Annotated in this window: 19 protein-coding genes; 14 read left to right on the forward strand and 5 right to left on the reverse strand. The window is 49.0% G+C overall.

Features of this window, described 5'->3' with window-relative positions:
* The first annotated feature begins 188 nt into the window (after nucleotides 1–188).
* From ACA057_RS10005 to ACA057_RS10070, 14 genes are all read left to right on the forward strand, one after another.
* On the forward strand, nucleotides 189–1,511 hold the full coding sequence (locus ACA057_RS10005; RefSeq protein WP_497347910.1) for a UDP-glucose dehydrogenase family protein: 1,323 nt from the start codon (nucleotides 189–191) through the stop codon (nucleotides 1,509–1,511).
* Between the two features lie 170 nt (nucleotides 1,512–1,681).
* Nucleotides 1,682–2,980, forward strand: a complete 1,299-nt coding sequence (locus ACA057_RS10010) for a lipopolysaccharide biosynthesis protein (protein WP_497347912.1) — start codon at nucleotides 1,682–1,684, stop codon at nucleotides 2,978–2,980.
* Nucleotides 2,981–3,029: 49 nt separating this feature from the next.
* Nucleotides 3,030–3,899 carry a glycosyltransferase gene (locus tag ACA057_RS10015; RefSeq protein WP_497347914.1) on the forward strand — a complete coding sequence of 290 codons (870 nt, stop codon included), beginning with the start codon at nucleotides 3,030–3,032 and terminating at the stop codon, nucleotides 3,897–3,899.
* A gap of 2 nt (nucleotides 3,900–3,901) precedes the next feature.
* Nucleotides 3,902–5,005 carry a glycosyltransferase family 4 protein gene (locus ACA057_RS10020; RefSeq protein WP_497347916.1) on the forward strand — a complete coding sequence of 368 codons (1,104 nt, stop codon included), beginning with the start codon at nucleotides 3,902–3,904 and terminating at the stop codon, nucleotides 5,003–5,005.
* A gap of 63 nt (nucleotides 5,006–5,068) precedes the next feature.
* Nucleotides 5,069–6,190, forward strand: a complete 1,122-nt coding sequence (locus ACA057_RS10025) for a DUF1972 domain-containing protein (RefSeq protein WP_497347918.1) — start codon at nucleotides 5,069–5,071, stop codon at nucleotides 6,188–6,190.
* Nucleotides 6,187–7,254, forward strand: a complete 1,068-nt coding sequence (gene rfbB, locus ACA057_RS10030; protein WP_497347920.1) for a dTDP-glucose 4,6-dehydratase — start codon at nucleotides 6,187–6,189, stop codon at nucleotides 7,252–7,254. The genes ACA057_RS10025 and rfbB overlap by 4 nt, the downstream gene beginning before the upstream one ends.
* Nucleotides 7,255–7,298: 44 nt before the next feature.
* On the forward strand, nucleotides 7,299–8,177 hold the full coding sequence (rfbA, locus tag ACA057_RS10035) for a glucose-1-phosphate thymidylyltransferase RfbA (protein ID WP_497347922.1): 879 nt from the start codon (nucleotides 7,299–7,301) through the stop codon (nucleotides 8,175–8,177).
* The gene (rfbC, locus tag ACA057_RS10040; protein ID WP_497347924.1) at nucleotides 8,174–8,713 is read left to right on the forward strand and encodes a dTDP-4-dehydrorhamnose 3,5-epimerase; all 540 of its coding nucleotides are present in this window, start codon (nucleotides 8,174–8,176) and stop codon (nucleotides 8,711–8,713) included. Before rfbA ends, rfbC begins: the two co-directional genes overlap by 4 nt.
* 2 nt (nucleotides 8,714–8,715) lie before the next feature.
* Nucleotides 8,716–9,606, forward strand: a complete 891-nt coding sequence (gene rfbD / locus ACA057_RS10045; protein ID WP_497347926.1) for a dTDP-4-dehydrorhamnose reductase — start codon at nucleotides 8,716–8,718, stop codon at nucleotides 9,604–9,606.
* A gap of 339 nt (nucleotides 9,607–9,945) precedes the next feature.
* Entirely contained in the window at nucleotides 9,946–10,182 is a 237-nt protein-coding gene (locus ACA057_RS10050) for a hypothetical protein (RefSeq protein WP_497347928.1), read from the forward strand.
* 89 nt (nucleotides 10,183–10,271) lie between these two features.
* Nucleotides 10,272–11,387, forward strand: a complete 1,116-nt coding sequence (locus ACA057_RS10055) for a polysaccharide biosynthesis/export family protein (RefSeq protein WP_497347930.1) — start codon at nucleotides 10,272–10,274, stop codon at nucleotides 11,385–11,387.
* Nucleotides 11,388–11,402: 15 nt separating this feature from the next.
* Nucleotides 11,403–12,062 (forward strand): YjbF family lipoprotein, encoded by a 660-nt coding sequence (locus ACA057_RS10060; RefSeq protein ID WP_497347932.1) that lies wholly within the window; start codon nucleotides 11,403–11,405, stop codon nucleotides 12,060–12,062.
* A complete protein-coding gene (locus ACA057_RS10065) occupies nucleotides 12,059–12,826 on the forward strand; it encodes a capsule biosynthesis GfcC family protein (RefSeq protein WP_497347934.1) in 768 nt (255 codons plus the stop codon). The genes ACA057_RS10060 and ACA057_RS10065 overlap by 4 nt, the downstream gene beginning before the upstream one ends.
* Nucleotides 12,823–14,913 (forward strand): YjbH domain-containing protein, encoded by a 2,091-nt coding sequence (locus ACA057_RS10070; RefSeq protein ID WP_497347936.1) that lies wholly within the window; start codon nucleotides 12,823–12,825, stop codon nucleotides 14,911–14,913. The genes ACA057_RS10065 and ACA057_RS10070 overlap by 4 nt, the downstream gene beginning before the upstream one ends.
* Before the next feature lie 113 nt (nucleotides 14,914–15,026).
* Here ACA057_RS10070 and rfaH read toward each other — a convergent pair whose 3' ends face one another.
* The 5 genes from rfaH to ACA057_RS10095 form a co-directional block, all read right to left on the reverse strand.
* The gene (rfaH, locus tag ACA057_RS10075) at nucleotides 15,027–15,533 is read right to left on the reverse strand and encodes a transcription/translation regulatory transformer protein RfaH (protein WP_497347938.1); all 507 of its coding nucleotides are present in this window, start codon (nucleotides 15,531–15,533) and stop codon (nucleotides 15,027–15,029) included.
* A 116-nt stretch (nucleotides 15,534–15,649) separates the two neighbouring features.
* A complete protein-coding gene (locus ACA057_RS10080; protein ID WP_497347940.1) occupies nucleotides 15,650–17,044 on the reverse strand; it encodes an undecaprenyl-phosphate glucose phosphotransferase in 1,395 nt (464 codons plus the stop codon).
* Nucleotides 17,045–17,406: 362 nt separating this feature from the next.
* On the reverse strand, nucleotides 17,407–18,078 hold the full coding sequence (locus ACA057_RS10085; protein WP_497347942.1) for a winged helix-turn-helix domain-containing protein: 672 nt from the start codon (nucleotides 18,076–18,078) through the stop codon (nucleotides 17,407–17,409).
* A 34-nt stretch (nucleotides 18,079–18,112) separates the two neighbouring features.
* The gene (locus ACA057_RS10090) at nucleotides 18,113–18,700 is read right to left on the reverse strand and encodes an EAL domain-containing protein (RefSeq protein WP_497347944.1); all 588 of its coding nucleotides are present in this window, start codon (nucleotides 18,698–18,700) and stop codon (nucleotides 18,113–18,115) included.
* Between the two features lie 185 nt (nucleotides 18,701–18,885).
* Complete coding sequence (locus ACA057_RS10095; RefSeq protein ID WP_497347946.1) at nucleotides 18,886–19,626, reverse strand: winged helix-turn-helix domain-containing protein; 741 nt, start codon at nucleotides 19,624–19,626, stop codon at nucleotides 18,886–18,888.
* Between the last annotated feature and the right edge of the window lie 377 nt (nucleotides 19,627–20,003).

Genomic DNA, 20,003 nt, shown 5'->3' on the forward strand with positions numbered 1-20,003 from the left:
CTTGGAAATTGGCTTTCGTTGAGAGTTTTTGATAGAGGTTTTATTTCGTTTGCGTGATCGGGGCAGCGTAAACGTTGCTTAGATCGCGCAGGTGTTTGCCGCAAAAAACAACTTGTTGAGTTCACGTTCTGAGGAAGTTAACGACTAATCCTGGGGCGGTAGCGTGTCAATTTCAAAAGGAAATAGCCATGAAAGTTACGGTATTCGGTATTGGTTACGTTGGGCTGGTTCAAGGAGCTGTGTTGGCAGAAATTGGACACGATGTAATTTGCGTTGATATCGATAGCGAGAAAGTTAAAAATCTTGAAAATGGCCAAATCCCTATTTACGAGCCACGATTGGAGGAACTGGTAAAAGAAAATTACAGTGCCGGTCGTTTGAAATTCACCACTAATGCAGCCTTGGGAGTGAAACATGGTGATGTGCAGTTTATTGCTGTAGGCACTCCTCCTGATGAAGACGGCTCTGCCGATTTGAAATATGTGCTTTCCGTAGCTGAAACAATAGCTGAACATATGGAGAACAATTGCATCATTATCAATAAGTCTACTGTCCCCGTCGGTACGGCAGATAAAGTCAGAGCCCATGTTGAGCAGACATTGGCAATACACGGACGCAACCATATTAAATTTGACGTTGCGTCAAACCCGGAGTTTTTAAAGGAAGGTTCTGCAGTCGCAGATTGCATGCGCCCTGACAGGATCATAATTGGTACGGGTAACCCCGATACCGAAGCGGTTTTGCGAGATTTGTACTCGCCATTTAATCGAAATCACGAAAAAATAATCGTGATGGATGTACGTAGCGCGGAGCTGACCAAGTATGCCGCGAACTGCATGCTTGCCACCAAAATTAGTTTTATGAATGAAATTGCCGGGCTCTCTGAAATTTTGGGCGCGGATATCGAGATGGTTCGTAAGGGCATTGGCTCCGATCCGCGAATAGGCTATCACTTCATATACGCAGGTTCTGGCTACGGCGGATCGTGTTTTCCAAAAGACGTTCAAGCATTAATACAAACATCTAATCAGCTCGATTTTGATGCGAAGCTTTTAAAGTCTGTAGAAGCTCGCAATGGAGAACAAAAGAAAGTACTGTTTAATAAGATATTTAAATATTTTAATGGTGACATTGAGGGGAAGGTATTCTCTCTTTGGGGGCTCAGTTTTAAACCTAATACTGACGATATGCGGGATGCTCCGAGCAGGGTATTGATGGAATCTCTCTGGAAGCATGGAGCTATTGTTCAAGCATTTGACCCAGTGGCAATGGAAGAAACGCAGAGAATATATGGCAATCGAAATGATTTAAGTCTTTGCGGTACTAAAGAGGGCGCTCTTAAGGGTAGTGATGCTTTAATAATCATAACGGAGTGGCAAGCATTCAAAGCACCGGATTTTGAGGTTGTTAAAAAGCAGCTTAGCCAGCCAGTAGTGTTTGATGGAAGAAATCTGTTTAATCCTTTTAAGATGGCTGAAAACGGGATTGAGTATTTCTCTATTGGTCGTTGAGAAAAATCTATTTGGTTGGTTTACCTCCTGTTAGCTCAGCACACTTGGGCTAACGGGAATGGGATGGGCTGATGTGTAAGGCCGGCTTGTTCAGTTTTTGTTAGCGCAATGTTTGTCATTTACGAAATAAAAACTGGATCGTCACACCTCATTCTATGAATTTAGTTGCCATGAACTTTATAAAGTCAAAGTCGTTAAGGTTGTTTGTTGTAAGGGTCATTGGTGCCGTTGCAGTGCTTCTGTCTAATATTGTTGTCATTAAGTATGAGAGCAATGAAGTGTCGGGGGCGTTTTTTGTTATATATACGCTTTTTCAACTGGGAACGATTCTCTCCCGGTTTGGTGCTGATATTTATCTAGTTAGAGAATACTACGCGCTTCCAAAGAATGATATCCAGGACCATTACAGTAAATCAGTTGCTGTGGCGTTGATGCTGGGCGTTTGTTTAGCGCCGATGCTTGCTGCCTTGGGCTATGTTTATATTGCAACGTGGAATAAACTATCAATTGTGACCGATGTGTCGGAAGACTACTCAGTGTTATTGTCGATATTTTTTGCACTTCCCATATTTGCAGCGTCTTCGGTCATATTTTTTATCTATCAAGCAAGGCATAAGGTCATAACTCAGATATTGGGGGTCAATGTCATACAGCCTTGGATTTTTTTGGTGGCTTATCTTTGCTTTAAATTGTCAGAAAGTGCGGGAGGGATTCTCACCCCTTCTTTAGGTATTTCCATCGCGTTTATTGGTTCCGTTGTCTGTTATGCCGTGATTTCGGCGGTTCTGGTAAAGAGATCCGGATTGAAACTGAAACTGACACGGTGCTTGTCCTATCGAATTTTGAGAGCTGCGGCGCTTCGCCAACTTAAATATGCCACCGCTACAATGGGAACTCAACTTGTTGGCTGGGTGCCTTATCTATTGGCCTCCTATATGTTGGGCCCGGCTTTTGCTTCGGTGTTCAATATTCTGCAGCGGCTAGCGATGCTCTCGTCATTCATTTCAATCTCAATCAATTCAATTTCTGCACCGCACATCTCTCAGTTTGCCAGCCAATTGGATTTTAAATCAATCCATAAGATTTTTTGGTCTAACACTAAAAAACTGGTTTGCTTGTCAAGTGGGTATCTGGTCTTGCTAGTTGTGGTTGTCAGGTATTATGACGATTTTCCTGAGGAGTTCAAAGTTCCGGCCTATATAGTGTTGGTCGGTTATTTTATAAATTGTGCTACTTCCGTATGTGGGTATTATTTTCAAAACGCCTCTAAAATTAGCGCTTTGAATGTGAGCCTTTATGCCGTGGCTTTTTGTTCTCCTGTCATAACTTATGTACTGCTCGAAAGCTTTGGGATAATTGGGGCTGCGCTTGCTATTGCCTGTGCTGTTGCAGGCGTCAACGGAATATTATTTCCGTTGGCTGTAATGGATTTGAAGAAGCGGAACCTAAGCGCAGATGTTAGTCATTGATGATGTAAGTTATAAACATCGGATTAATGGTGATGTTGGAGAGTAAATAATGGCCATTTACGATGGTGAACAGGTACAGATAAATTTCATTGTGGTCGTTTACGCGACGCCTCCAGCCCTGACCGTAACACTTAAATCACTGGCCTCGATTGATTTCTCTAAGTTTCGCATAACCAAATCATTGTCTATTTGGGATAATTCTGCTGGAGGATTTGGTAAGGATACGATTCCAGATTTTAATGGAGACGTTAGCTATTATCATAATGGACAAAACGAAAAGCTGTCTGTTGTCTATAATAAAATAGTAACTGACTCAGAAGGTTCACGGTATTTCATTGTTCTTGACGATGATTCGGAAATAACTGAGGGATATATTTCTAGCTTGTACGGCTTCTTTTCCAGCGGGGTTCCGGTGGGCATACCTCGGATACTGTTCAATCGTGATCTGATTTCCCCGGGGATGGTGCAAGGTGTCCGTGGAAAACAAATCAACAACGAACAGCTGAAGGTCGGTAGTAAGGATTCAAAAGATTTAGTCGCAATGATGAGCGGAACGATCATACATCGAAAGGTGTTTGATTCGGGGCTTAGATTTGATGAGCGATTGAGTTTTTATGGGATAGATACCAAGTTTTTTATTGATTATGCAAAACGCTTTCCTAAGATATTTATCCTGGATGCAGTGTTGATTCACAGTTCAGCATTGAGGGAGCGAGGGCAGACCTACGAGTCACGAATAAAAAGATTAAAAAACTTGGTGCTGTCCAGATTGTATGTGTTTGATCACGTCAGTAATTTCAGACTGAAGATATTGATCTATTTGTTTTTTTTCTGCTTGAAAACAATAGTCAGGGAAAAAAATATCCATTACATCTCGTTGTTGGGTTTGTTTCCCAAAATACTGAAAAGTCAGGACTGAGTATGCTTGATAAAATTTTATGTTTGCATCAAGGTTCCGAGCTATACGGCTCCGATCGTAGTTTTTTGAGCGCAATAGAGTCAATAGCGACTACAGGAGCAGTAGTGCATTCGATATTGCCATCCGATGGCGAGTTGGCCCCGTTATTGAGAGATAAAGGTTCTGTAGTTGAGTTTTATCCTTATGGGGTTTTACGTAAACAGAAATTGAAAAAGCCGTTCCTATACACATGGGAAATTTTACGGGCCATATTTTTTTACATCAAAAAATTTAGATCTTATGATGTGATTTATATTAATACGACCGTAATGCTTTCTGCATTGTTGGCCGCCGGATTGTATAGGTTCTCAGCGAAAAAAGTATATTGCCATATTAGAGAGATCCCGGATCGTAAAGGTATTATTTTTTTCAAGATTTTGTTGGCTTTTTCTGGCGCGAAGTTGATTTTCAATTCTCAGGCGACCAAGGCAAGTTTTAAGCTACCAGGTAAGGTGGTTTACAACGGAGTGGAAGAGCTAAATTTTAATGTGGTCGAACCAAAAAAATCGCCGGTCAAGAATATTTTGCTGATTGGCAGGATTAATACGTGGAAGGGGCAAAGCCTTTTAATCGATGCTTTGGAGAAACTCTCGGAAAAAGACGATATTCTTTTTAGCGTGCGCATAGTTGGTAGCCCTTTTGAGGGTTATGAGTACCTGGAGAAAGAATTGGTCAGCAGAGTCAAAGGCCATTCTAGTTTAGCTAAAAAAGTTCGGTTTTTTTCTTTTTGTTCTGATCCCTCAGAACATTATGCCTGGGCTGATTACGTTTTAGTTCCGTCTATAAAACCTGAACCATTTGGGCGCGTGGCGATTGAGGCGTTTTCCGCTGGAAAGCCAGTCGTGGCGGCGGCTCACGGGGGGTTGATAGAGATTGTTACTGATCGACATGATGGTTATTTATTTGAACCCGCGAGTGTAGATAGTTTATGTAAAGCGCTTTTGAGTCTTTCCGAGTCGGATAGTGAGCAGTATCGGCAGGTTAGCCGAATGGCGAAGCATACCTACTTGGAAAGGTTTTCAATGAAAAGTTATCAAAAGAATATATTGATTGCATTGGGCGTTTAGTGGCTTTTCTAGTTTAGAACGTAGTGATGCCTCAGTGAAGTCTTACTTATATTGTAGAGCCCGATGAAAAAATTATTTATTCTTGGAATACGCGGAATACCAGCAAGGCATGGGGGGTTTGAGACCTTCGCTGAAAAACTATCGCTCTATCTGGTCAAGCATGGATGGCAGGTCACAGTCTACTGTCAGGAAGACGGTGCCGGTGATATCTCGATCAGCGAGTGGAATGGTATTCAGCGTATTCATATCCCGATTACTAACACCGGGGTTGCGGGGACGATGTTTTTCGACTGGAAAGCCACTGTACATGCATTAGGCCAGAAGGGGCTTTTTCTAACCCTGGGTTACAACACCGCCGCTTTCAATATTCTGCAACGGATCAAGGGCCAGATTAATGTCATCAATATGGATGGCATCGAATGGAAGCGCGAAAAGTGGGGTTTATTTGCCAAAACCTGGTTTTGGCTCAATGAGCGGGCAGGTTGCTGGTTTGGTAATCATCTGGTGGCTGACCACCCGATGATCAAGGAACACTTGGCTACTCGAGTCTCAAACTCGAAGATCACCATGATTCCTTATGGTGGCGACCGGGTAACCGATGCGGACCCAACAACTTTAGATCGCTACAAACTGAAACCCCAAGGTTTTTCCGTGGTCATCGCCCGGCCTGAACCGGAAAACTCTTTTCTTCAGATCGTTACGGCATTCAGCAGTAAGCGCCGCAATCACAAACTGGTTGTGCTAGGGAACTTCACCCCGGACAAAAACAAGTACCACAAACTAGTAATGGATGCCGCCGGGGAAGAGGTGATTTTCCCTGGTGCCATCTATGAGGCAGAAGTTGTTCAGGCGCTGCGTTATTTCAGCCGTTTTTATATTCATGGCCACCGTGTCGGCGGTACTAACCCTTCGCTAGTTGAGGCGTTGGGTGCCGGTTGCGCTGTTATCGCCCATAACAACCATTTCAATCGTTGGGTGGCAGGCGATGCTGCAGTGTACTTCAACGACGAGCATGACTGTGCCGCGTTGTTCGAGAAGTACTTACGCGACGACCACAACTCTTTGATTGCGGTGATGAAAAAAGAAAGCTCTCGCCGTTTCGATGAAAAGTTCACTTGGGAAAACATTCTTTCCCAATATGAAAAATTACTGATCCAGTGGTACCCAAAGGAGCACAGCAAGTGACCAATCGTATAATCGTGACCGGCGGTGCCGGTTTTATTGGCTCGGCCGTCGTGCGCCATCTGATCGCGAACACCGATGTGACAGTCTGCAACATCGACAAGCTCACTTATGCTGGCAACACTGAATCCCTTGCATCGGTGGCCGACAGTTCGCGCTACGAATTCCAGCAAGTAGATATCTGCGATACCGCCGCGTTGCACGAGATTTTCGCCCGTTTCCAGCCCGATGCTGTGATGCACCTTGCGGCGGAATCGCATGTGGACCGCTCGATCGACAGTCCCTCGGACTTTATTCAAACCAATATCGTCGGCACCTACAGCATGCTGGAAGCTAGCCGGCGTTACTGGTCGACATTGGCGCAGGAGCAGAAGCAAGGCTTCCGTTTCCATCACATCTCCACGGATGAAGTGTATGGCGATCTGGAGGGGACCGATGATCTGTTCACCGAGACCACGTCCTACGATCCAAGTTCGCCTTATTCGGCGTCCAAGGCCAGTTCCGATCATCTGGTCCGCGCCTGGCACCGTACCTATGGGCTGCCGGTGGTGGTCACAAATTGCTCGAACAACTACGGGCCATACCATTTCCCCGAGAAGTTGATCCCCCATGTGATTCTCAATGCCATTCATGGCAAGCCTCTACCTGTGTATGGCGACGGTTCGCAGATCCGTGACTGGCTGTTTGTGGACGATCATGCCCGGGCGCTAGTCGAGGTGGTTTCTCGCGGTGTAGTTGGGGAGACCTACAACATCGGTGGCCATAACGAAAAACGCAATCTGGAAGTCGTTGAAACCATCTGCGAACTGCTTGATGAGTTGCGGCCTCGGGATACGGAACTCGGCTCTTATAAAGAACTGATCACCTTCGTAACCGACCGTCCCGGTCATGACCGCCGATACGCCATCGACGCCGCCAAGATCCAGCGAGAACTGGGTTGGGTACCGCAGGAAACTTTCGACAGCGGCATCCGTAAGACGGTGCTCTGGTACCTGGAAAACAGCCAATGGTGGGAGAACGTGCTTAGCGGCAACTATCGCCTTGGCCGCCTTGGCGAAAACGCCTGAGTTTCTGTCTGCAACTTTCCCATCTCAGTTAAGGAGTAACTTACATGAAAGGTATCATTCTGGCCGGTGGCTCCGGTACTCGCTTACATCCAATTACCCGTGGCGTGTCGAAACAACTTTTGCCGGTGTACGACAAACCGATGATCTATTACCCGCTGTCGGTGTTGATGCTGGCCGGTATTCGCGAGATTCTTATTATCTCCACCCCTGAAGACTTGCCTAACTTCGAGAAGTTGCTGGGTGACGGATCGTCTTACGGGATTGAACTCAGCTATGCAGAGCAACCTAAACCGGACGGTTTGGCTCAGGCATTTATCATCGGTGAATCGTTTATTGGCGACAGTAATGTTGCGCTGGTGTTGGGCGATAATATTTTCTACGGGTATGGTTTCAGCGCCAGTCTGCAGGAAGCGGCCAAGCGCGTGTCAGGCGCCACGGTTTTCGGCTATCACGTGGCTGATCCCGAGCGTTTTGGGGTGGTTGAGTTCGATGACAATGGCAAAGCCATTTCTATCGAAGAAAAGCCTCTGCGCCCGAAATCCAACTACGCGGTCACTGGCCTTTATTTCTACGACAACGATGTGGTTCAGATCGCGAAAAAGGTGAAGCCTTCCCATCGTGGCGAGCTCGAAATTACTGACATCAATAACGCTTACCTTCAGCGCGGCGATTTACACGTCAGTGTATTGGGTCGTGGCTTCGCATGGCTGGACACTGGTACCCATGATTCATTGATGGAAGCCGGGCATTTCGTCCAGACAATCGAAGCGCGTCAAGGCTTGAAGGTGGCGTGCCTGGAAGAGGTTGCCTTTAACCAGGGCTGGTTAAGTGCCGCGGAGCTGGACAAGCAAGCCACCGCTCTTCATAAAACCGGTTATGGCCAATACCTTGCGGGTCTGTTGGCAGCGGGGCCTTCAAAATGAATGTCATCCAGACCCAACTGCCTGGCGTTCTGATTATTGAGCCCAAGGTGTTTGGCGATGAGCGCGGCTTTTTCGTGGAGTGCTACCAGGAGCCGCGCTATCGTGACGCCGGAATTGAGTTGCCGTTCGTACAGGACAATCACTCGCGGTCTCAGTATGGAGTATTGCGTGGTTTGCATTTTCAGCGGAATCGGCCCCAAGGCAAATTAGTTCGCGTTACTCGTGGTGCAGTCTACGATGTGGCGGTCGATATCGACCCCGAATCTCCGACCTGTGGGGATTATGTCGGTGTTGAACTTACCGCGGATAATCATCTTCAGCTATGGATTCCACCGGGATACGCTCATGGTTTTTGTGTACTGAGTGATGTTGCGGATTTTCAGTATAAATGCACCGATTTGTACTTTCCGGAAGAAGAGGGCGGTCTTATCTGGAATGACCCAGACGTAAATATCCCCTGGCCAGTGGAAACACCCAAACTCTCGGAGAAAGACCTGCGTAACCCGAGCTTGCGAACTCTACTGGGTGGGGAATGACAATGCGTGTTCTAGTCACGGGCGCTCAGGGTCAAGTCGGCTATGAGTTGCTTCAGCGAGTACCGGATGGTTTTGCTGTGTTCGGTTTTGGTTCGCAAGATCTGGACATCAGTAATGCAGAGCAGATCCGAACGGTGTTTGAAGCGGTTAAGCCAGAATTGATCATTAACGCCGCTGCGTATACGGCGGTGGATAAGGCTGAAACCGACGTAGAACGTGCCTATGCGGTTAACTCTGACGGAGTGGGATTTCTCGCGTCTGCTGCGGAAAAACTTGGTATTCCGCTTCTGCATATCTCTACGGATTATGTATTTAGCGGGGAGGCTGATAAACCATATACGCCTGATGACGCTACCTGTCCTACCGGTGTGTACGGTTTGAGCAAGTTGGCTGGAGAGAAACAGCTTCAGGCGCAATGCACACGTCATCTGGTACTGCGCACCAGTTGGGTGTTTGGCGCGCACGGTAACAACTTCGTGAAGACCATGCTTCGTCTTGGAAGCGATCGGGACACTTTATCTGTCGTCGCTGACCAGCACGGAGGGCCGACCTCGGCAGCCAGCATTGCCGATACGCTGTGGGCATTGGCTTCGATTTTCCAACGTGAAGGTCAGCTTGGCTGGGGGGTGTATCACTACAGTGGGGTTCCAGCTTGCAGCTGGCATGACTTTGCCAAGGAGATTTTTACCAAGGCAGTCGGCCTTGGTTTGCTGGAAAAATCCCCTCATGTAAACGCCATTACCAGTGCGGAGTATCCAACTCCAGCGAAGCGGCCGGCATGGTCTGTGCTGGATAGCCAGAAGCTGGCCGATGCACACGGCTTGCCACCTAAAAGTTGGGTGCAAGAGCTCCAGGCGGTCCTTCGACAGTTAGGGGAACGTCGAAGCGTCTGATGTCTAGATTTCTCTGAATGTAAAGCCGACCATTAATAACATTCCTCGCGACAATCAAGCCGTCCTCATCCAGTGCTGTGCGCTGTAAAGCCCCTGAATGCGCTGCGTTTATTAGTAAATCTACAGATGTTAGAAAAAAATGTAGCCATTAGCTATAAGGTGTTCGCTCGGCCTAGCAACACTCAATTGCTGGCACAGATGATCTGGCAGTGACATGATCTACAGAAGGTAAAGGGGGAGCGGACACGGTCGTTTGATGCTGTTATTTGTCGGTGTCTGTTCAGTCTTTCGCTTCTTGGTACTTAGTATCAAATCCTGTATATCGAGAAGGAGTCTGATATGAAAAAGCTATTTGCTGTCACACTGTTGGGTATTTTGAGTACCTCGGTAGTAGCGGCAGAAGAACCGCTGACTCTGAGTACCCCGGTGGTTGGTTCTGTCACTTTGGGTACAAGTTTGTTGGTCGGCGCTGCGGTGGTTGCGGGTGTAGTGGCCGCATCCAATAGTGGCGGAAGCTCTAATGGCGGTACTACAGGCACCACCGGTACCACTGGTACGACTGGTACCAGTAGATAACATTGCCGGCAGTGTTTGGACAAGGTCACTCAGGGCTACCTGGGTGGCCTTGTTTTTTAGGATGTGCTCTCAACTAGCGTAGTGCCAATATGATTCGTAATTTTTCTGTTGCCATACTGGCAAGTTTTACTTTGCAAGGCTGTATGTTTTCCCCGGGTCAACATATGGACACCAGTCAAATCGTTCGTGATGGAACGCCAGAGAACAGTCGTGTTGAACTGATCCAGATCACACCTAAATTAATCGCCATGGACGAGGCCACGCAATTAAGCGAGGACATTCCATCAGAGTTGTTACGCTATTCGCCAGAAAGTTATCGAATTGGTGCCAATGATTTATTGTTTATTACTGTTTGGGATCATCCTGAATTAACTGCTCCTTCCGGTCCACAGCAGCAAATTGACGCAAACGGACGGCTTGTTCGCCCCGACGGAACATTGTTTTACCCTTATGTTGGTAACGTCGCGGCCGCGGGTAAGACAATTGAAGAATTGCGTGATTATATTTCCAGTCGATTGTCACAGTTCGTCGAAAGTCCACAAGTTGACATCAGCGTTTTGCGGTTCGCCAGCCAGAAAATCATAGTTTCAGGCGCAGTTCTCAGAGCTGGGCAACAGCCGCTCACCACAACACCACTGAGCGTTGTGGAGGCCGTCGGTGCTGCTGGAATCGACCCTTTGAATGCTGACCTTTCGAACCTGACACTTACTCGTGATGGTCGCCAATATAAATTGGACCTAGATGCGTTGAACCGTCAGAACAACTCCCAGTTGCCCAATGTTTACCTTAAGACTGGCGACCAGTTGTACCTGCCTTACAACGATCGTAAGCGAATCTATGTCATGGGAGAGGTTACGCAGCCCCGGGCATTGAGCTTCAAAACCAAAACCATGAACCTGTCCGATGTGCTGGGTACGGTGGGTGGCTTGAACCAGACGACCTCTAATGGCAACGCCGTTTATGTAATCCGGGGAGTCGAAAACCTCGACAAGGAACCGGCGAAGATTTTCCAGTTAGAGGCCAGCTCGCCTTCTGCCATGGCGTTGGCAACGCGTTTTGATGTGCAAGCGCAGGACGTGGTCTATGTCGGGCCTGCCAATGTTACTCGCTGGAATCGCTTTATCAGCCAGTTGCTTCCTTCTGCATCCATCGTCGGTATAGGCGCAGCTGCAAGAAATGATATGAGCGAAGCCGGCAGCAGATAAGGGCAAAGTCTACCCGTGAATATTTTGCGTAGCAGCGCCTACTGGGCGATGGCTTTCATTTTGTGTGGGTGTAACCCACTGATGAAAGCCTCTTTCGATACCCTTAAAGCGTCCACTGTGGGGCCCGACTCTTTGGAGTTGACCCAGGCTCAGTTGGACGCCGTTCCCTTTCCGCAGATCAAAGTCACCACGTCCTCTAGCGAGGGCGTCATGGCGATGATTCGTCAGCGTGGCGACCTGCAGTTCTGGGTTGCCTCCGGTAAGCAGGTGTTGTTGATGCGCGACGGTTTAATCGTGCGTAGCGTCGGCCTCGGTTTCAACCTCGACGGTACCCGCTGGGAGGGTGAATCGCCGTTCAAGCGTGGGCTACATCTGTTGCCTGACGGTTATAGCAGTACGCGCTGGATCGATATCTATGACGGCTATCGCGTTGGCATCGCCGTGAACAGCCGGTTTACCAAAGAAGGCATCGAGGACATCAAGGTGATGGACAAGACTTATGCCTTGCTCCGTATCGATGAGCGTGTTGATGCACCTGAAATAGATTTCCATGCAGTCAATCGTTATTGGATCAGACCACGCGATGGTTTCGTCATTCAGAGCGAGCAGCATCTAACGCCTCAAATTTCCCTGAAGGTCATTCAGTTGCGTTCTGCACAGGGAGCCATTAATTGAAGCGTCTGAAACTAGTGATTGCGGGCTTGTTATTAGCCGGCTCAGGCCTGAGTCATGCCGACGTTACTGTCAGTGGTGATGTTCGTAGCCCTGGCCAATTCAAGATCCAGCCAGGTGCCCGTTTGCTGGACGTTATTACTGCTGCGCAACCCAACGCTGAGAGTTATTGGTTAGGTGCGGCATGGTTGCGTCAGCCTTTGCTGGAAGAACAACGCCGGTTGAAAGTCGGGGTATTGTTTGATCTGAAAGTCCTGCAACGTGGCGCCATGTTGTTTGAAAAACCTGCCCGGGCAGCCTTGGCCAACCAGCTCTATGAGGAGGTCGGCCGGTTACCGGTGACGGGGCGCCAGGTCGCGGTACTTGACCCTGTTGCTGTAGAGGTGGGGTTTGCGCTTAACGATCGTATAGCCGATGGCGACCGTCTCATCTATCCACGTCGCCCTGATTTCGTTGAGGTGTTGGGCGCAGTCGAGAAACCTTGCCTACTGCCTTATCGCGCGATGCAGGAAGCTCGTGACTACGTACGATCCTGTCAGGCCTCGTCCGGCGCAGAGTTGGACTACCTGTGGATTATCCAACCCGATGGTCATACGCAACGGATTGGCGTCGCATTATGGAACCGGGAGGAGGGGCATTGGCCCGCTGCCGGCAGCAAAATCCTAGTGCCGATCAAGAACGATGATCTTGACCCACCGACCCCAGAATTAAATCAGCAGTTGGCCGAATTCCTCGCCACTCAACCTGTGGCTGAGGTGGCCCCTTGAAGTTACGTTTTGCAGCGGTCTTGTTATTACCTTGTGGTTTGGCTCATGGAGAGCCGCGTTATACCCAGAATGATTTCGGTGGTGTGGGTTTGTTACAAACGCCCACCGCACGCATGGCACCCGCCGGCGAGCTGAGTGTCAATGCCAGTCGAACCGACCCCTATAGCCGATACAGTCTTTCGCTGCAGCCTTTTGATTGGCTTGAAGGCTCGTTTCGCTATACCGCCATCACCAACCGAGCGTATGGCCCCGAGTCATTCAGTGGCGATCAAAGCTTCAAGGACAAGGCAATCGATGCTAAAGCCCGGCTCTGGAAAGAAAGCCACTGGTTGCCAGAAGTGGCGTTGGGCTTTCGGGATATCGGCGGTACCGGATTGTTTTCCAGTGAATACTTCGTTGCGAACAAACGTGCTGGCGACCTTGATTTCAGTCTCGGTATTGCCTGGGGATATATTGGTAATCGCGGCGATTTCACGAACCCGCTTTCCGTGTTCGGGGACAAGTTCGACGACCGACCACAGAGTTCTGCTGCAGTAGCCAGGGCGGGCGATGTGAACACAGACTCTTATTTCAGAGGATCCCCTTCGTTGTTTGGCGGTGTGTCTTATCAGACACCTTGGACGCCGCTCAGCCTTAAGGTTGAATACGAAGGCAACGATTATAAAAACGAACCACTTGATAACGTCATCAAGCAAGATTCGCCCATCAACATCGGCGCAGTTTACAAGCTGACCGACTCAGTTGATCTCAGCGCTGCCTGGGAGCGCGGCAATACCGCCATGTTCGGTATCACGCTGCACACTAACTTTGCCAGCCGCAAGACACCGGCAAAGACCTATGACCCGCCAGCGGAACCTCTTCCGGCCCAGGCGCCTGTCACCTCTCCGGATCAGGTCAATTGGGCCAATGTGTCCCACCGCCTGCAGAACAATGCCGGTTATAAAGTGGAGCGCATCACACAGCGTGGCTCTGAGTTGTTGGTGTACGGTGAGCAGTCGCGTTACTTCTATTCGGCAAAAGCCGTGGGACGGGCCAGCCGGATTCTGGATAATAGCGTCAACGACGATATCGATTGGTTCACCTTGGTGAACAAGCGATACGACATGCCGCTGGAAGAAACCAGTGTCCCTCGCGATACCTTTCGCGAAGTGGTCAAAAACGAAGAACCTCTAGAGGACTTGCATCGCGCCACTGAGGTCAACGCCGCAGTACCGCACACCGAGACCACGCTCTATACCGAAGCGCGAGATCCCTTCTCTTATGGACTGGGTCTGGGCTACAAGCAGAACATCGGTGGTCCCGATGGGTTGCTCTATCAGGTCACGGCCGATGCGGACGCTGAATATCGCTTCACTCGTAATACTTGGTGGAGCGGTTTGCTGAGCGTCAACTTGTTGAATAACTATGACAAGTTTACGTACGACGCACCGAGTGGATTGCCTCGAGTGCGTACGGACATACGCGAGTATTTGACGACCTCCGACGTCACCATGCCGACGTTCCAGCTAAACCACGCCAAGCAGTTGGATAAAGACTTGTACGGTATGGTTTACGGGGGCTATCTGGAGTCCATGTTTGCCGGTGTCGGCGGTGAGGTGCTCTTTCGCCCAGCAGGTCAGCGTTGGTCTGTCGGTGCCGATCTGAACTTTGTTCGTCAGCGCGATTTTGATCAGGGGTTTGGTCTTCGTGACTATTCGACCGTCACTGGCCACATCACTGGCTATACCGATTTGCCTTTCGATGCCCAGGCGGCCGTTAGTGTTGGACGTTACCTGGCTCGCGATTGGGGTACCACGGTCGACCTGTCACGTGAATTCCGCAACGGTGTGCGATTCGGTGGTTGGGTCACGCTGACAACGGCCACTAAAGAAGAGTATGGCGAAGGTAGTTTCGACAAAGGCATCTACATCTCCATCCCGTTCGATGAACTGATGAGCGTGTCGACGATGCGCCGCGCCAATATCGTCTGGGCGCCTTTGACCCGGGACGGCGGGGCAAGACTTAATCGCAGTTATTCGTTGCACAGCATGACGGATAGCCGCGACAGTGATCTGTTCTATCGTAACTTTGAGAAGATCACAGAGTGAGGCGAGCGACCTACAGGGCGAGTAAGCCCTGTAGGTTGCTTAGTAGTCAGTCAGAAAGGGAGTGCGAAGAAGGGGATTGAGTGGGGCGCTGCTGCTCGGTTTCCCCTGTGCTCCTAAAGCCTGGTGACGCTCGACAGTGGCAGGTTCACGCGCTGCTCGCGTTGCAGAAAGTTCATCAGCAGTACGACCCGTTCATCACCATCCATCGCTAGAAACAGCGCTTCCAACTCTGCGAAAGTCCCTTGATTGATGCGCACCAGATCGCCCTGTGTCAGCAGCGGTTGTGCCGACGGCTCGCTCTCGCGTAGTTGAAGATGCCCAATCACTTCATCGGCAATCGCTACCGGCTGACCGCCAAAACTGACTGTCCTCAATACGCCTCGCGTTGAACGCAAGGGGGCCCAGTTGTCGTGCCCGCTGAGCTGGATAAACAGATAGCCTGGAAACAGCGACTCGCAGAGCGTTTGTCGCTTGCCTCGCAGGAGGCGTTCACGGCGATAAGTCGGGCGATAGCACTGGTAACCCTGACGCTGCAGATTTTCCTCGGCGCGCTCATCCTGCTTGGCTTTGCAATGAATCAGGTACCAGGCGGGATTGGCATATTGTTTACTCGCGATCATCCGAGTCTTCCTTACTTGGCGAGTTGTTGGTCTTGAGTTGGCGCCAGACCAAACGCAAAGGGGACTTTCGTCCCCTGATTAACCTGCTGGCGCGCAATCAACTAGAGTCTTTGCCGTCAATAAATGTCTTTCGACAGCAAGGTGAAGGGGGTCTTCACCAGGATTTTCAGATCCAGCCACAACGACCAGTTATTGATGTACTTAAGATCGATCTCGACGCGTTTCTGCATCTTGTCGATGGTGTCGGTCTCACCACGGCAGCCGTTGATTTGAGCCAAGCCGGTAATCCCCGGTTTGATTCGGTGGCGAGCCATATAGGCGAGGATCTTGCCGGAGTAATAATCGTTGTGCGCAACGGCATGAGGACGTGGCCCGACCAGCGCCATATGACCTTGCAGCACATTGAACAACTGCGGCAGTTCATCGATTGAAGTGCGACGGATAAAGCGTCCGATCGGGGTAATCCGCGAGTCGTTACGACTGGCCTGCTTAACTTCGTGATCGTCATGCACGCGCATCGAACGAAACTTCCAGACTTTGATGACTTTCCCGTTCCACCCATGACGATCCTGCTTGAAGAAAACCGGGCCGTGAGAGGTGAATTTGACCGCCAGGCCAATGACCAGCAGTAACGGGCTTAGAAGAATAATGGCCATCAGCGCCACGCTTTTATCGAGCAGGCTTTTACTCAACGCAGCGGTGGGCTGGCTGGTCAATGGGCTTTCATTCAAATAGATCGCCGGAAGACCGTCCACATCACTGACCGAGTGATTGAGCAGCGTCAGGCTGTTCAAGTCAGGAACCCAGACAACATCAACGTTGGCATCCAGCAAGTCGACATACATGGCTTCGATTTTTGCCGCTTCACTCAGAGGTAGCGTGATGTACAGACGTCGGATGTCATGAACCTTGATCAGTTCCAGCAGTTCCTCCTGCGGACCTACAACCGGTGGCGCACCCTTCTCCAGCAGGGGAGTCGCGTCGGAACTTACCAGGCCAACTAATGGGAAGTGCTCGAGGGTACGGAGCTTCCTGGCCAATCCCAATGCCAGCTCGCCAGTGCCTACGATCAGCGTTTTACGCTCACTTTGCAGTGACCGTTGGTAGTATTTCGAAAAACCATGCAACGGGACGTACAGCAGTGCCTGGCCGATGTAGCCGCAGGCAGCCCATACCAGGATGATTTGACGAGAAAACAGTTCATTGGCCTTACAGATAAAGGCGACTATTGCTAGCGCTGCCAATGTCATTAACCAGCCCATTAGCAATCGTCCCAGCCCTATCAGGAAATTATCCTTCTTTGCATAGACGCCACACCATGAGTAGGCGGGAACCGATGCCAGTACCGTGAGAATTGCACACACTCGATAATAGAACTCTACCGTGCCTGTCTGGTAATAAACCAATAGATATAACAGGGCTACGACAAAGCCCATTCCAAGTGCCCATTGTCCCCAGAAAGTCAGTCCTTTGAGGGGGGTATTTCGATTGATACGAAGATTGTTAACCATGCGATATCCCCAAAATACGTCCGTTCGCGTGTTGGCAGACAAGAGCCAAATTTGATCAAGCAATAATTATTATTTTTATAAGATGGCGATGCGTGGATGAGCGAAACGCCAACGAGCGGCGCTCTCATCAGTGAATAGATTAATTTATTGGGGCGCGTGTTATCTGACGACTTTTAACGATCGATTAGTGTATCTGGCTGTTATGCAAGGGGTCTGGGCGGCGTTATAAATGGTCGATAATTCAGTTGGTTTGTGAAGATCTGAAGGAGGGGGGGGGAGCGATGAGGGGGAGGCAGAAGGATAAGAGGGTTAAGTGCATTTTTATTTTTGTTGTGCACTACCAGAACGATTAATCCATTAAGTCAGGTAAGGCTTTTTGCTCGGACGATTTTTTGTATGAGGCAATAACCACGGTTTCTGACCGCTCGGAAAAGACGCTCGCCGTTGCTGGCACTCTTGAACTTTTCCTGCAAACGACTCAGGCACATTTCAAGACCCCGATAGTGCTCGGGTTCTCTGCCGATACTCCGGATAAGATCGTCTTTACTGACCACGCGATCATCATGGTGCAGCATTTTTTCAACCAGTGTGGCTTCCAGCCCCGTCAAGACAACTTCAATATCATCCTTGATCAAAGCACCACTGCCATTACTCAGCCGCCAGGCTTCGGTATAGGAGTAATGGGGTTTGGCGACCTTGTGCATGGAATCCCTGGCGTCATCCCTTGATTCATCTGCAAATGTGCCGGTTTGAGACGCTTGCGCTTGCCACTCGGATTCAAATGTCGACAGTATGCGCTGTGTATCATGCTTGATAACAGGAGGGAGCATTCTGTCTACATGCGGGGAAAAAAACTCCAACAGCTTAGGTGCGGAAGCATGTGGGGCAACACCTTCGACAAACATTTTTGCTTGTGATGTGCCAAACGAATTGTAACGCTTGCTGGACAGTAATTCCTCAAGCTCGAGTTGTAATGCTGGACTGTGAGTAACAACAACAAAATATTTTCTGGGGAGGGTTGTACTGCTTTCCATGTCTCTCTCCTTCAGTGCACGCCTGGTTATAAGTTTAAAGGTTGTCGGCAGGGGAGTAATGGCTCCCTTGGAAATAATCAAAAGGTAACGCGCGTGCCAGTACATGGCTAGCAGCATGCTCGACTCTATCCGCTATAAAGGAGACTTTTGTGTTGTGAGTGAGCATGGTCATGCGTTCATGAAGACGATTGAATAACTCTGGGTTGCCACTGAGCTTGAGGCTCAAGTCTAGAGAAGAAATGGAAATCTTTATATAGTCGAATAAATTCAGAGTTGTAAAAATTTCGATACTTTCATCGTCGATGTTGTAATCGTCAAACGCGATTTCTATGCCGTGATCTTTCAATAGATACACGTTATGCAGGATTTTCTTTTTGTCAGCGAAACTGACTGCCGACAGCGGGAGCTCATTAAGCGCGACAACCAGTGTCTGGCCAAACTCACGCAGCGCAGCGCCGGTTTGTATCAGCTCTTCTGTGAGTGCAGAGTTGGCGAGATCAGCCTGTCCTACGCAAACAAATCTACGGCTTAAGTATTTATTTCCATTAGGGGTATTGCGTTCTTTTAGCGAGAAAGCAATCAGCCTGGTTTGCATCAGTACTTCACTGTAGATCTCACTCATTTGATACTCCGCTGGCGCGCAGGACGCGGAAGCAGAGTTGTCAAAATGTATTCTGATCTCGCTGCCAAACGGGCAGTCATCCCGAGTGAGAATCAGTTGTCGAGACAGGTAATGCTCTGCGTGATCGTAGATTGGCACGCTCCCTGTTGCGTTCATAATTGAGAAACTCCCTTCTACATTAAGAATCAGGTGGTCGAGATCAGACCCCTGATTAAACGATACCCATGCCCACGAATACTTTGAATGGCGTTGGTGCCATACATGCCTTTTATTTTGCCGCGAAGGCGACTGATCGATTTTTCCAAGGCCCTGGGGTCATAAAAATTTATATTAAGCCCCATGATCCTGGCGATTTCATCGTGGCTCAATATTTGGTTTTTAGTTTGCGAAAAAGCTTCCAGAATGTTCATTTCTGCAAACGATACATCCAGCTTTTTATAGTCACCAATAAGGCACATGCGAGTAGGGTCCAAGAGCAAGTTGTGCTTTTTTTGCCATTCTGGACTATTAAAAAACTCGGACAGTACATCAGTGTTTTCGTCAGCAGATGTGTCGCAGTTAACACAGTAGTCGGCCCCAGCAAGATAGTATTTCATCTTGTTGTAGGTGCCTCTACCCGTGATGGCAACAAATATTATTGACGCCAGATTGTCGGCGCGAATGTTTTCTACCAGGGCAAGGCTTTCAACAAACGCTTGTGGACTGTCAATAACGATAAAGATTGCACGGTATGAATTATGGCTCTTGCTTTTTTTGAATGAGTTGCTATAGCACATTGCATCAACGGCAATATCCTTGCCTACGTGGCTTGCGACTAATTCCTTGAAGCCCTCAGCTAGCGTATGGGTCCGACCGATGGTGAGAATACCTGTCTCCTCCTTGGCGTCGCTGTGGCCTGTAGTCGTTAATTTCCCTGTAAGCATCATGCTTTGACTCGGATGGGTGCTGGCATTTGAATGTTAAAGCACCAATTCTCATTTGTGACTGACAATTGGTAACATTTCACTGATTTTTCAAGCGGTCGCCGCGGTTTTTTTAACATTGCTAGTGTTTCTGACGTGATCGTTTGCTCTCCTGGGGTTCGCGATGCCGAATGATTACAGCAATCTACTGGGCTGACAGGGCATAGCATTGTGCCATCTATTGTCCCGATGTCCCGCTTTTTCGGATCAATAAGACCGTGCATGTCGCTAAAGTTTCCCTGGCTTGATTTTTTTGATTGGGGGGGCATAAGGTTGTAGGACAATGTTGTATTAAGTGGGCGTTCTCGCTCTTGTTTGCCTCAGCACTATCCAATATTAAC

The organism is Pseudomonas sp. LBUM1661 (assembly GCF_059695925.1).